Origin of the sequence: Micromonospora sp. BRA006-A (assembly GCF_033433935.1) — a bacterium.
GTDB classification, from domain to species: Bacteria; Actinomycetota; Actinomycetes; order Mycobacteriales; family Micromonosporaceae; genus Micromonospora; species Micromonospora aurantiaca.
The window spans coordinates 5,977,693-5,990,226 of the sequence record NZ_JANCLW010000001.1; the positions used below are offsets into that span (position 1 = coordinate 5,977,693).

15 protein-coding genes, 1 tRNA gene and 1 pseudogene are annotated in these 12,534 nt (G+C 71.3%); 15 read left to right on the forward strand and 2 right to left on the reverse strand.

The annotated features are described in order from the left end of the window. Positions 1 to 78: 78 nt before the first annotated feature. The 11 genes and pseudogenes from NMK34_RS27295 (at position 79) to NMK34_RS27345 (ending at position 8,672) form a co-directional block, all read left to right on the forward strand. The gene (locus NMK34_RS27295) at positions 79 to 510 is read left to right on the forward strand and encodes a helix-turn-helix transcriptional regulator (RefSeq protein WP_318335733.1); all 432 of its coding nucleotides are present in this window, start codon (positions 79 to 81) and stop codon (positions 508 to 510) included. Between the two features lie 43 nt (positions 511 to 553). Beyond that, positions 554 to 724 (forward strand): hypothetical protein, encoded by a 171-nt coding sequence (locus NMK34_RS27300; RefSeq protein ID WP_318335734.1) that lies wholly within the window; start codon positions 554 to 556, stop codon positions 722 to 724. 87 nt (positions 725 to 811) lie between these two features. Beyond that, a complete protein-coding gene (locus NMK34_RS27305; RefSeq protein ID WP_318335735.1) occupies positions 812 to 3,028 on the forward strand; it encodes a cell division protein FtsK in 2,217 nt (738 codons plus the stop codon). 142 nt (positions 3,029 to 3,170) lie between these two features. Beyond that, positions 3,171 to 3,419: a hypothetical protein gene (locus tag NMK34_RS27310; RefSeq protein ID WP_318335736.1), complete on the forward strand. Its 249-nt coding sequence runs from the start codon at positions 3,171 to 3,173 to the stop codon at positions 3,417 to 3,419. Beyond that, on the forward strand, positions 3,416 to 3,715 hold the full coding sequence (locus NMK34_RS27315) for a hypothetical protein (RefSeq protein WP_318335737.1): 300 nt from the start codon (positions 3,416 to 3,418) through the stop codon (positions 3,713 to 3,715). Before NMK34_RS27310 ends, NMK34_RS27315 begins: the two co-directional genes overlap by 4 nt. Beyond that, positions 3,712 to 4,008, forward strand: a complete 297-nt coding sequence (locus tag NMK34_RS27320) for a hypothetical protein (RefSeq protein WP_318335738.1) — start codon at positions 3,712 to 3,714, stop codon at positions 4,006 to 4,008. Before NMK34_RS27315 ends, NMK34_RS27320 begins: the two co-directional genes overlap by 4 nt. Then, positions 3,992 to 4,936: pseudogene (locus NMK34_RS27325) on the forward strand (bifunctional DNA primase/polymerase); the annotation flags it as partial. The gene NMK34_RS27320 and the pseudogene NMK34_RS27325, both read left to right, overlap by 17 nt. Further along, positions 4,933 to 6,504, forward strand: a complete 1,572-nt coding sequence (locus tag NMK34_RS27330; protein WP_318335740.1) for a YfjI family protein — start codon at positions 4,933 to 4,935, stop codon at positions 6,502 to 6,504. The pseudogene NMK34_RS27325 and the gene NMK34_RS27330, both read left to right, overlap by 4 nt. Positions 6,505 to 6,886: 382 nt before the next feature. Beyond that, complete coding sequence (locus tag NMK34_RS27335; protein ID WP_318335741.1) at positions 6,887 to 7,054, forward strand: hypothetical protein; 168 nt, start codon at positions 6,887 to 6,889, stop codon at positions 7,052 to 7,054. Continuing rightward, complete coding sequence (locus tag NMK34_RS27340; RefSeq protein WP_318335742.1) at positions 7,051 to 7,254, forward strand: helix-turn-helix domain-containing protein; 204 nt, start codon at positions 7,051 to 7,053, stop codon at positions 7,252 to 7,254. The genes NMK34_RS27335 and NMK34_RS27340 overlap by 4 nt, the downstream gene beginning before the upstream one ends. Then, complete coding sequence (locus NMK34_RS27345) at positions 7,251 to 8,672, forward strand: integrase (RefSeq protein WP_318335743.1); 1,422 nt, start codon at positions 7,251 to 7,253, stop codon at positions 8,670 to 8,672. The genes NMK34_RS27340 and NMK34_RS27345 overlap by 4 nt, the downstream gene beginning before the upstream one ends. Here NMK34_RS27345 and NMK34_RS27350 read toward each other — a convergent pair. Beyond that, complete coding sequence (locus NMK34_RS27350; protein ID WP_318335744.1) at positions 8,637 to 9,143, reverse strand: hypothetical protein; 507 nt, start codon at positions 9,141 to 9,143, stop codon at positions 8,637 to 8,639. The genes NMK34_RS27345 and NMK34_RS27350 overlap by 36 nt on opposite strands. A 155-nt stretch (positions 9,144 to 9,298) precedes the next feature. Continuing rightward, positions 9,299 to 9,382, reverse strand: a tRNA-Tyr gene (locus NMK34_RS27355). Between the two features lie 147 nt (positions 9,383 to 9,529). Between NMK34_RS27355 and NMK34_RS27360 the strand changes: the two genes are divergently transcribed. The 4 genes from NMK34_RS27360 to NMK34_RS27375 all read left to right on the forward strand — a co-directional run bounded on the left by NMK34_RS27360 (position 9,530) and on the right by NMK34_RS27375 (position 12,534). Beyond that, positions 9,530 to 10,024 (forward strand): YajQ family cyclic di-GMP-binding protein, encoded by a 495-nt coding sequence (locus NMK34_RS27360; RefSeq protein ID WP_318335745.1) that lies wholly within the window; start codon positions 9,530 to 9,532, stop codon positions 10,022 to 10,024. 609 nt (positions 10,025 to 10,633) lie between these two features. Further along, positions 10,634 to 11,077 (forward strand): hypothetical protein, encoded by a 444-nt coding sequence (locus NMK34_RS27365; protein WP_318335746.1) that lies wholly within the window; start codon positions 10,634 to 10,636, stop codon positions 11,075 to 11,077. Positions 11,078 to 11,531: 454 nt separating this feature from the next. Continuing rightward, positions 11,532 to 12,038, forward strand: coding sequence for a SigE family RNA polymerase sigma factor (locus NMK34_RS27370; protein WP_318335747.1), 507 nt, complete (start codon positions 11,532 to 11,534; stop codon positions 12,036 to 12,038). Beyond that, positions 12,019 to 12,534: a hypothetical protein gene (locus NMK34_RS27375; protein ID WP_318335748.1), complete on the forward strand. Its 516-nt coding sequence runs from the start codon at positions 12,019 to 12,021 to the stop codon at positions 12,532 to 12,534. Before NMK34_RS27370 ends, NMK34_RS27375 begins: the two co-directional genes overlap by 20 nt.

Sequence of the window (12,534 nt, forward strand, 5' to 3'; positions counted from 1 at the left end):
ACGGCCCTGGCCTGCAAACCGATGCCGTGCCGCCGGTCCTCCACCCCTCAGCCAATCGACCTCAAGGAGAGACCACCCATGTTCGCAGACCCGACCGGCGCGCGTGCTGCCGTGTTCGCCGCCGTGTTCGCCGCTCTCTACGTTGCGCATCAGGTCGCCGATCACTGGGTCCAGACCCAGTGGCAGGCCGACTGCAAGAGCGAGCCGGGGTGGCTGGGCCGCCTCGCCTGCGCCGCGCACGTGGCCACCTACACCCTCACCGCCGCCGTCACCCTCACCACCGTCGTTCTGGCGACCGGGCTGCGCCTGGACCTGTGGGGCGTCGGGGTCGGGCTGGCGGTGTCGGCGGTGTCGCACTACATCGCCGACCGGCGTACCCCGCTGCGCCGCCTGGCCGAGGTGCTCGGCAAAGACCCGCACTGGCTGACCCGAGGCGGCGGCATGTACGCCCTCGACCAGTCCTGGCACTACGGCTTCCTGTTCATCGCCGCCCTGTTCTGCGCCGCCTAACCCACCCCCGCCGGCAGCCCACCCCGCGAAGGAGACACCCCTGATGGCACGCATCTCGATCGGCCGATCCACCGGCCGCATCACCACCGGCACCTCCACGCTGTGGTGCCCGCCCTGCGGCAACGACAGCAACTGGCGCGACATCACCACCGACAACCAGCGCACCCACGCCACCTGCGGCGACTGCGGCAACCGCGTCTCCGTCAAGAACTGACCCCCACGCCCGGCGGCACGGCCCTGGCCTCGCAAACCGCGCCGTGCCGCCGGACCCACCCGATCCATGACCGGAGGAACCCCCATCATGACTGCCCCCGATGACGACCGTTTCGACTGGCACGCCGCCGAGCGTGACCTGACCGACCCCACCACCACCGGGCCGGATGCGGAGGTGGTCGACCTGGACGACGCCCGCGCCCGCCGCACGCCCCGGCCGCGTCCCCCGGCCGACAACGACGCCCCGGACGCCGACGCCGACGATGCGGAGAGTGTGGACGACGGGCCGGACCGCGACGGCGGCCCGGTCGACACCGCCGACGACATTCCCCGTGAGGTGCTGGCCCGGCAGCGGGACCGCCGGCCGATCCTGGCCGACTGGGCCAGGTCGTGGCGTGCTCTGCGGGCCGCTGCCCGGCATCAGGTCAAGGACGCCGGCTACGTCACCGCCTACCACGGAGTCAGGCTGCCGAAGTACGCGGCGAAGACGGCCGTGTACGCGCCGCTGGGCCTGTTCCGGGGTGCCGGGCGGGCGCTGCACTGGGCCAGCGCCGAGGAAGGCAACTGGCACCTACGGCAGGCCGCCGCGTCCCGAGGGGACGCGGACACGTGGATGAAGCTCGACGCCCGCCGCCAGCGGCAGACCGTGTGGCGGTGGTGGGTGCTCGCCGCTGGTGCAGGTGCCACTGTGGCCGGTGCGGTGGTGCTGGCGCTTGGCCCGGTGTGGTGGCGTTACGCCGCGCTGCTGGCTCTGGTGCCGTTGCTGGCCACGCTCGGCCGTCCGGCGGACAAGCCGCTCACTGACCGGGTGACCGAGGGCACCCGCTACCGCAAGCTCACCGCCGACCTCGTGCGGCGGGCGCTCACGTCGCTGCAAATGAGCGGCATCAACTCGGCGGTCGCCAAAGACCCCAAGGCCATCTCGTTCCCGGTGGACATCCACCGAGACGGCCCCGGCCACCTGGCCGTGGTCGACCTGCCCTACGGGGTGGAGGCCGCCGAGGTGGTCGCCCGCCGAGGCAAGCTCGCCTCGGCCATGCGGCTTCCGCTGGATCAGGTGTGGCCCGAACCGGCCGCCGGTCACACCGGGCGGCTGGCGTTGTGGGTCGGCTACGAGCCTGCGTCGCAGATGAAGCAGCCCCCGTGGCCGCTGCTGTCGGCCTCGGCGAAGGTGGACGTGTTCAAGGCGTTCCCGTTCGCCACCACCCCGCGCCTGGACACGGTGGCGGTGGATCTGATGTTCCGCAACTTCCTGTTCGGCGGTCAGCCCGGCAGCGGGAAGACGTTCGCTTTGCGGGATCTGATCCTGGCCGCCGCTCTCGACCCGCGCGCCGAGATCCGAGGCTACGAACTCAAGGGCGTCGGGGACTTCGCCGTCCTTGAGCCGGTGATGGCCGAGTACGGCAACGGCTTCGATGACGAGACCCTCGCCCGCTGCTTCGGCTTCATCGAGTGGCTGTACGAGGAGTGCCGCCGCCGCTCCAAGCGCATCGAGCACTACGCCCGCCTCGGCCAGGCCCCGGAGAACAAGGTCACGCCCGAGCTGGCGTCGCTCAAGGGGTCCGGGCTGCACCCGCTCGTGGCGTGGTTCGATGAGCTGCAAGAGCTGATGACCAGCAAGTACGGCAAGGACGCAGGCGAACTCCTGGAAAAGGTCATCAAGCTCGGCCGGGCGCTCGGCGTGATCATCATGATCGGCACGCAGATCCCCGACAAGGACAGCCTCCCGACCGGCATCACCCGCAACGTCAACAGCCGCTTCTGCCTCTCCGTCGCCGACCAGACCGCCAACGACATGATCCTCGGCACGTCGGCCTACAAGAACGGCTACCGCGCCACGGTGTTCCAGCCGGTCATTGAGGCCGGGTGGGGCATCCTGCGCGGGTTCGGTCCGAAGGCGTCGGCGGTGCGCTCGTTCTACGTCGACACCACCGCCGCCGCCCGCATCGTCACCCGCGCCGTCGCCCTGCGACAGACCGCCGGGACGCTGCCCAAGCCGGACGAGCAGACCCGCGACATCGCGCCCGTGGCGGACGTGCTCGGCGACCTGGCGCGCGTGTGGCCGGGCGACGACAAGGCCGCGTGGAACGAGACCCTGTGCGGCCTCCTGGCCGAGCTGCGGCCCGACGTCTACGGGGGTTGGGAGGCGGCGCAGCTCACCACCGCGCTCAAGCCCCACCCGGCGGTGAAGGTCGCGGACGTGGGTCGGCGCATCGACGGCAAGCCGGTCACCCGGCGCGGCATCAAGCACACCGACGTGCTCGCCGCGATTGCGGAGCGTGACCGGAAGCGGTCCGCCGGATAGCCCGTCGCGTGGGTGCTAGCGCTAGCGGCCCGTGCTGCTAGCGCTAGCACCCCCGCTAGCACCCGATCCGAATCATGAGCTGCCCGCTAGTAGCTAGCAGCTCACGGCCGTTCACACCCGAAAACCGGCCCGGGAGGCACTTGTGGACCCTCTGCTCACCCTCGCTAGCGTCACCGCCGCCATCCTCGCCCTGGTCACGCTCGGTTACGCCGGGCTGTGCTGGGTCATCCCCTTCAAAACCTGCAAGCGGTGCGCCGGCACCGGCCACACCACCACCCGCATCCTCCACCGGCCGCGCGCCTGCCGCCGCTGCGACCGAGGCATGCGACTGCGCCTCGGACGGCGCGTCTACAACGTCTTGCACCGGCTGCGCGCCGAGGCGCACCGATGAACCGCCGTCGCCCCGACGTCCACACCCCGTGGTGTGGACGGGACCACCGCTGCGGCCTCGGCGAGCACCGCTCACCAGAAATCGTGGTCGACATTCCCGGTCACGCCCGCGCCGTGCTGGTGCGCGTCCGGACCGCTGCCGGGCGGGAGCACGCCGAGGTGCGCGTCAGGGTCGCCCTCGCCCCGGGCGATCTGGCCGCCCGCCGCCAGTTGGTCGGGCTGCTCGGCGACCTGCGCGAGGCCGTCACCCGTGCCGCGATCACCGCGCGGCCTCGTCCGAGGCGGGCCGCGCGGTGAGCGGCACGCGCCGCGACGGCGCGTCACCGCGCGATCCGCGTCTGTCCGGTGCGGAGGTGTGGCTCACCGGCACCCCGGCCGAGCTGGACGCCCTCACCGCCGCCCTGACCGCTGCCGGGCACCTCACCCAACGCGGCGCCCGCCGGGCGCTGACCGGCGCGGACGCCGGTCGCCACCGCCTGTATCTGCGGCTGACTGTCACCGCCGTCGCCAAGCGGCCCGCACGCGGCCCGGAGCCGGGCGGCGCGCTGATCGACCTTGACGCTGCCCGCGCTCACCGCCGACCCGCCTAGGAGACGCCCTATGTCTGACCTGCTCACCGCCGCCCTCGGCCACGCCGCCAGGGGGTGGCGCGTCTTCCCGCTGCGCCCGGACGACAAGCGGCCCGCGTTCCCCGACCATGCGGCCGACGACTGCACCGGCCGTGACCCGCGCTGCCGGGCCGGTCACGTCGGGTGGGAGGCCCGCGCGACCACCGACCCCGACCGCATCCGCCGAGCGTGGTCGGCCCGCCCGTACGGCATCGGCCTCGCGTGCGGGCCGTCCGGCCTGGTGGTGGTCGATCTGGACGTGCGCAAGCCCGGACAGACCATGCCGCCCGGCTACGAGGGATGCCCGCACGGGCTGCGAACGCTCGCCGAGCTGGCCGCCGCGCACGCCGCCACGATCGACCCGACCTACACCGTGACCACCGGCCGGGGCGGCACCCACCTGTACTACCGGCACCCCGACACCGGTCCGGCGCTGCGTAACACCGCCGGGACGCTCGGCCCGATGGTCGACACCCGCGCCCACGGCGGCTACGTCGTCGCTGCTGGCTCCACCGTGGCCGGGCGGCCGTACGCCGTCGACCTGGACACCGACCCCGCGCCGCTGCCCGGGTGGCTCGCCGCGCTGCTGGCACCCGCGCCGCTGCCGCCGCAACGCCCGGTGGTGGTCGACCTGCCCGCCGACCGCACAGGGGCGTACGTGCGGGCCGCGATCGACCGGGAGACGGCACGGGTCACCGGCGCTCCGGCGGGGGAGCGCAACCGGTCGCTGTACATCGCCGCCGTGGCTCTCGGTCAGCTCGCCGCCGGGGGCGCGCTCACCAAGGCCGACGCGCAAAGCGTGCTGGAACAAGCCGCAGCATCCGCCGGGCTCGGCCGCGTCGAGACCGCACGCACCATCCGATCCGGGCTAGCCGCTGGCTCCCGCCGACCCCGAAAGGTGGCCGCATGAGCACCGCCCGCCTCCACCTCGTCACCAACCACCCGGACGCCACCGAACCGGAAGCCGCGGGCGCCCCGTTGTGGGATGTTCCAGTGCCCCTGACCAGCGCGAACACCGCGCCGCCGCCGTTCCCGGTCGACGTCTTCCCCCGCTGGCTCGGCGACATGGTGACCGGCGTCGCCCGGTTCACCGCTACCGATCCCGCGATGGCCGGCACGCTCGCCGTCGCCGTGCTGTCCGCCTGCGCGGGCGGACGCCTCGAAGTGGAGCCGGTGGCCGGGTGGCGGGAGCCGGTGAACATCTTCGCCGCTGTCATCGCCGGTCCCGGCGAGCGCAAGTCACCCGTTCACCGGGCGATGACCGCGCCGCTGTTCGCCGCCCAATCCACCCTGGCCGACGCCATGCGCCCGCGCATCGCCGAGGCCGCCGCGCTGCGCGACATCGCCGACCGGCAAGCCGAACAGGCCAAAGCGGCAGCGGCGAAGGCCACCGACCCGCACAAGCGCGACGACGCCGCCGCCGAAGCCGTGGCCGCCGCCATCGCCGCCGAAGCCATCACCGTGCCCGGCCTCCCGAGGCTGATCGTGGACGACGCCACCCCCGAAGCCCTCATCGGCCTGATGGCCGCCAACGGCGGACGCATGGCCATCATCAGCGACGAGGGCGGCATCTTCGACACCCTCGCCGGCCGCTACTCCGGTGCCCCCAACCTCGACCCCTACCTCAAAGGCCACGCCGGGCAGCCGATGAGCAACGAACGGCAGACCCGCGAGGGCGCGTCGATCGACAAGCCCGCGCTGACCGTGTGCGTGATGGCGCAACCGGTGGTGCTGCGCCAGTTCGGCGGCAACGCCGGGCTTGCCGGACGAGGGCTCCCGGCCCGGTTCCTGTTCGCGCTGCCCGCGTCGATGGCCGGTTACCGGCCTGTTGACACACCCCCGGTGCCCGAGCAGGTCACCGCCGGGTACCGGCACCGCGTGCACGACCTGGCCGCCACCTTCGCCGAATGGACCGATCCCGCCGTCGTCGTCCTCACCGACGACGCCCGCCAGGTGCGCCGGGCCGCCGCCGAGCAGGTCGAAGCCGAGCTACGCCCCGGCGGCAGCCTGCACGACATGCGCGAGTGGGGCAACAAGCTCTCCGGCGCGACCCTGCGCCTGGCCGGGCTGCTGCACGTCGCCCACCACCCCGCCGACGCCTGGCGGCAACCCATCGACGCCGACCGCATGGCCGACGCCGTGTGCCTCGCCGAGTTCTTCGCCGCGCACTACCGGACCGCCGTCGCCGCGATCACCGCCGACACCGCCACCGAAACCGCCCGCCGCGTCCTCGCGATCGTCACCGCCAAGGGCATGACCACCTTCACCCGCCGCGAGCTGCACCGCCGCTGCCACCGGCAGCTACCCCGCGCCGCCGACGTGACCGCCGTTCTGGACGTGCTCACCGCCCACGGCTGGATCAGAGGCACCGACAGCGGCTACGAAGTCCACCCCCGCGCCGCGCAACTCGCCGCCGGGAGCGGTGACACGGTGACAACCGGCCCGGACAGCAGCGTTTCCGCAGCTCACACCCCCTGAACCACTGTCACCGACACCCGGTGACAGGGCGGTGACAGCGGTGACACACCCGGACCGCTGTCACCGCTGTCACCACCTGTCACCACCACTCGGTGACAGCACAAACGGCGGTCTGACCAGTGCAAACACCCGCCCGACCGCCCGGCTGTCACCGTGTCACCGCCTCCCGGCCCTCTCCCGCCGCACCCGACCCACGGCAGCCCGCCAACAGCCCCCGAAACGGCCCACTGAGAGCCACACAGACGGATCTGCCCTATGCCTTACACCAACCCTGCACGGATCTTGCGTCTCCGTGGCTCTCATCGGGCCGCTCTGCGCCGTCCTGCCGCACCACCACCCCCACCCTCCACACGCGACCCGCACCGACCGGAAGGCGCTCACCGTGCGAATCAGGCTGCACGGCACCCCCGCTGAAACAGCCGCAGCGCTCGCCGCCATCGCCCAAGTGCTGCACATCCAGCAGGTCAGCCGCCCCTACCCCGACCGCCGATCCCCGATGTTCCAGCGCATCTACCTCCACGCCACCCCGAGGGAGGACACCCGCCCATGACCACCGCCCGCCGCACCCTCACCGGGAACCTGCTCACCCTCGCCGAAGTCCTGGACGAACTGCGCGTACCCCGCTCGACCTTCTTCCGCTGGAAGGCCACCGGCCGCGCTCCCCGAACGATCAAGTACCCGAACGGCAGCCTGTACGTCCGCCGCCGCGACTTGGACAACTGGCTCAACGACCACGAAGAGGCAGCATGAGCACCTACGACGTACGGGTGTACAGCATTCAGAAACGGCAGCTCACCAAGGGTTTCTCCTACGGCGTGCGCTGGAAGGTGGCCGGCAGGCCGTTCCGTGACACGTTCGCCACTCGGGCACTGGCCGAGAGCTTCCGATCCAAGCTGGTGGTGTCTCAGCGGGAAGGCGTCGCCTTCGATGAGGCCAGCGGTCTACCCGAGCCGATGGCGCGCGCGCTCAACGCCCGTTCGTGGTACGAGCACGCAGTGGCCTACGTCGACATGAAATGGCCGCGCGCGTCGGCGAAGCACCGCAAGGGCATCGCCGAGACGCTGGCCACCGTTACTCCGGCGCTTCTGGCGACCGACCGGGGCATGCCGAGCGACAAGGCGATACGGACCGCGCTCTACGGGTGGGTCTTCAACAAGGCTCGCCGAGACGGTGGCGAGCCGCCCGCCCACCTGGACGCCGCCGTGCGCTGGCTCAAGGCCAACACCGTCGACCTGACGGCGCTCACCGACGCTGCCCTGGTGCGGAAGGCGCTCGACATGCTTGCCCTGCGGATGGACGGAGCACCCGCCTCGCCCAGCACGATCGCCCGCAAGCGGGCCGTCTTCTCCGGTGCTCTCAAGTACGCCGTTGAGCTGCGGCTACTCGACGCGCACCCGATGTCCCTGGTGAGCTGGACCGCGCCGAAGATGGCCGATGAGGTCGACCGGGGAGCGGTAGTCAACCCCGATCAAGCGCGGGCGCTGCTTGCCGAGGTGGGGCGGAGCGTGCCCGAGCTGGAAGCGTTCTTCGGGTGCATGTACTACGCCGCGCTGCGACCCGAGGAAGTGCTTCACCTGCGTGAAGACGAGTACGAGCGACCCGCCCAGCCTGGGGGGTGGGGTGTGCTGCACCTAACCGGCTCGACGGTGGCCGTAGGTCGGGACTGGGGCGACGGAGACGACACCACCGAGGACCGAGGGCTCAAGCATCGGGCGAAGGCCGCGACCCGAGACGTGCCTGTTGCGCCACCGCTGGTGCGGCTACTCGACCACCACCTCAAGGAGTACCCGCCGGGATCGAACGGCAAGCTATTCGTCACCCGACGCGGCCCCGGCGGGCGGTACGTGCCCACCGCCGGCCAACCGATCCCGAACAACACCTACGGGAAGGCGTGGCGCGACGCGCGGGCAAAGGTGCTCACCCCGGCTCAACAGCGCTCACCGCTGGCCCGGCGGCCGTACGACCTGCGGCACGCCGCTGTGTCGCTCTGGCTCAATGCGGGGGTGCCGGCTACCCAGGTCGCCGAGTGGGCCGGACACAGCGTCCACGTCCTCATGCGGGTCTATGCGAAGTGCGTCTACGGTCAGGAGGAGGCAGCTCGTCGCCGGGTAGAGGCGGCATTAAGAGGAGAGCTAGGAGGCGCACCGTGCGCAGGGGATGGAGTCTGATGAGAGGTCTTTGTGCATTGCTGCGATGACCTTCGAGAACACCCGTTCCGGGAGCGGTCGGCTGGCCGAGATGGAACAAATTTCGTCAATAACGTCGTACACCGCTTGAGCCACTTCTAACCCAGCAACTACCGCAACCTCAGCAGCCACTAGCCCTACCGTCAACAACTGCGCCTTGCGCTTCTCGAACGCCTCGTCCGCCTCCGTGAAGCCGTCTTCAAGCGTGAAGCCCTTCTCCTCAAAATTCCGATGCCGTACGGAAGCCTCAGCGAAGGCCATCAACTCACCTAGAGCTCTGGCGTACAGGGCTCGCTTCTCTGCGCGGATCTCTCGCCGCGCCTCGCCGTCAGCCTGGCGGTGTAGCAACTCAGCCTGGCTCTTGCGCCCCTCTGATGCGGTCCAAGCACCACCCGCGATTCCCGCCACGCCGACCGCAGCGGTCAACAGAGGCGACACCCACTCCCACGCCATCCGACCATGGTGAGGGCAACCGCCAGGCCCGGCCAGCCGGTGACACGTATGTGACACAGCCAGCGAGATTCAGTGGGTACGAGCGGGACCGAGCGAGACTCACGAAAGAGGCCCCTGACCGGCGTTCTCGCTGGTCAGGGGCCTCTTTGTGCACCTGGTGGCGGGTAGAGGATTCGAACCTCTGTAGCTTTCGCGACGGATTTACAGTCCGCTCCCATTGGCCGCTCGGGCAACCCGCCAGGGCACACCACCGCGTCGCAACGCGGCGGCGGAAGCAAGGATAGCGGTTGCCCCCGGCACTGCCGCAACCGGGTACCGTCAGGAGGTCCCACGCTGGTCAGCGCGGGACGGACCAGGACAGACCGCCGGACAGCAGGAGCATGAGCATGGCAGCGAACCCGTCGTTCGACATCGTGAGCAAGGTCGACCGGCAGGAGGTCGACAACGCCCTCCGCCAGTCGGAGAAGGAGCTCTCGACGCGGTTCGACTTCCGCGGCACCGGTGCCGAGATCACCTGGTCGGGAGAGGAGGCGATCAGCCTCCAGGCGGAGACCGAGGAGCGGGTCCGGGCCGCTCTGGACGTCTTCAAGGAGAAGCTGGTCAAGCGGAACATCTCGCTGAAGTCGCTCGACGCCGGCGAGCCCCGCCAGTCGGGCAAGATCTTCAAGATCGACGCCAAGGTGGTTCAGGGCATCGACTCGGACAAGGCGAAGGCGATCAGCAAGAAGATCCGCGACGAGGGCCCGAAGGGCGTGCAGGCGCAGATCCAGGGCGACCAGCTCCGCGTCACCGGCAAGAAGAAGGACGACCTCCAGGCCGTCATCACCCTGCTCAAGGGCGAGGACTTCGGGCTGGCGCTCCAGTTCACCAACTACAGGTAAGGCTCGATCACTCTGACAGGTCAGAGCATCGGTCACGCCGTCTGGCCTCGCGGGCCTCGTCGCCACTGGTCGTCGTTCGTCACTACTGTGTGGCGACCGACGGCCGGGCGGCGGTCTCGCACCCACCCGCTCAGGCAACCGTGGAGTAGAAGCGATGCGGAGATCCACGTTCGGCTAGCGGACTGGATCACCGCTTGCTGTACGGCGGGTCGCGCGCAACCGCGCTGCCTCAGTACGGGCAGCTTCCGCCTCTCCGCGAGCAGCGCCGCGATCCGCCTCGAACGGCAGCACCCGGGCCAGATCGTCCAACGCCTTCGCCATGGCTTCCCGCCACTCGGCCAGGTCACCGGGATCCGCAGGATCAGCGGGCCGCATCGAGCGCACCCGGCGAAGCTCCCGCGTAGCGGCCTTCAGAGGACCAGGAACCACTAGGTTTCTTCTCTCATCGCAACAGCGACCCCGCAAGATCGTGTCAACAAGCTAGACCAACCGCCAGAACACGTGGTGGAACCAGACACCCCGGCAGCCGGTGCCGGGCACCACTTGATGAGCGCCCGCTGGCGGGGAGGTTCTTGACTCTCGACCCGGTCGAGGGCTGACCCTTCCTGGATGACGTCCGAAGAGCCCGCCCAGCAATCAGTCCCGCTCGCGATCGACCTGGAGATGCTGCGGCCGGTACTGCGCAGCGGCTGGGGAGCGGATACCTGCGACCCGCACGATGTTCAGGATTGGCACGCCGGCAACCCAGCCCGTGGTCAATGCGGAGTGACCGCCCTGATCATTCAGGACTTGCTGGGTGGAGAGCTGATCCTGGGCGAGGTCCTCGCCGGGGACGCCAAGATCGGCTACCACTACTGGAATCGGCTGGCCGACGGCCACGAGGTCGATCTGACGGCCGACCAGTTCCAGCCGCCGGAGGTCGTCGCCGGCGGTCAGGTCCAGCAACGCCCGCCGGGCCCACCTGGGCGATGCCGCCGGCAGTACGAGATCCTGCGGCACCGCGTCTTCGCAGCTCTCTACGGCGGCGAACCGACCCGGCCCGCTCAACCGTGACGGCGACGTCGCGACAGACCGCGGTGCAGCCACGACCGGCGGGCCGGAACGCCACGGCCCTCTTCGGCCGTCGGGCGACTTCCTCGGGTACGGGCCGGGCATGAGGTCGGGTGGGAGCCATGACCCCCGCGATGCTCCGCCCCTACCGCCCGGTCCTCGGTCAACCGGTACGACGGACTCGCTCTTGTCGCGGTGACCTGGCCGGCCCTGCAACTCGCCCCGGCCCGGGTCGGCCGGTCGCTTCACGCTCGTGCCGGAGCTTCTGCCGCAGCGGCACCACCTGGCCGCGGCCGTTCGTGACCGAGCAGCCCGGCCCACAGACGACGGGTCCGCACGACCAGCAGGGCCGGGTGAAGGCGCCGGATCGGGTACGACCCGGAGCGCTCTGATCCGGCTGCAACCGGCGGAGCCGCATCGGGGTGTCGTGTGGTGAGAGCGGACACGGGAGGTGGGCATGGACGGCCCCGAGGACTTCGACGCCTTCTACGCGGCGACCGCGCGGCGGGTCGTGCACCACGTCTACGCCCTCTGCGGCGACCTGGCCGAGGCCCAGGACGTGACGCAGGAGGCGTACGCGCGGGCCTGGCAGCGCTGGTCGCGCGTCGGGGCGTACGAGGATCCGGAGGGCTGGGTGCGGACGGTGGCCTGGCGCCTGACGGCCAACCGGTGGCGCGGCCTGCGGCGCTGGTTCGCCGCGCGGGCCCGGCTGGGCCGGGAGACTCCGGCGCCCGGCCCCAACCCGGACCGGGTGGCGTTGCTGGCGGCGTTACGGCGACTGCCCGACGCGCAACGGCTGGTCGTCGTCCTGCACCACCTCCACGACCTGCCGGTGGCGGAGATCGCCCGGACCACAGGCATGCCGGAGGGGACTGTCAAGTCGTACCTGTCCCGGGGCCGCGCCGCGCTCGCCGTTCTACTGACCGACGACAAGGAGGAAGTCGATGTCGGCACGCATTGGTGAGGCTCTGCGGGAGTTGGAGCAGGACATGACCGGGCTGCGGCTCAGCCCGGCGGCCGAGGTGCGCGCACGGGGGCGCGCCAGGAGCCGGCGACGGGCCGCGGTTCTGGCGGGGGTGGCCGCGGTGACCGTCACCGGCGGCGCCGCGACCATGGCGGCGCTGTCCGGACCGGCGACGCCGATGCCGGCCGCCGGCGGCGCGGTCACCCCGTCCGCCACGGCGCCGGCCGCGTGTCAGGCCGACCCTCCGGTACGGCTGGACGTCGTCCTCCGGCCGGGCGCCGGGTCGTCGCAGATCGGGGAGGTCGACTACCGGATCGGGCAGGCGCGCGGGGACACCGGGCTGCGCTGCGGTGGCAGGACTGTCGCGGCCCGGCCGGACGGCGACGGCCGGGTCGTCCTGTCGGTGCTGCTGGCGCAGGGTGAGGATCCGGCGCCGATCCGGGCCGCCGTGGAGAGGCTGCCCGGGGTGGAGCGGGTGGTGACCGCCGGCGGGTGA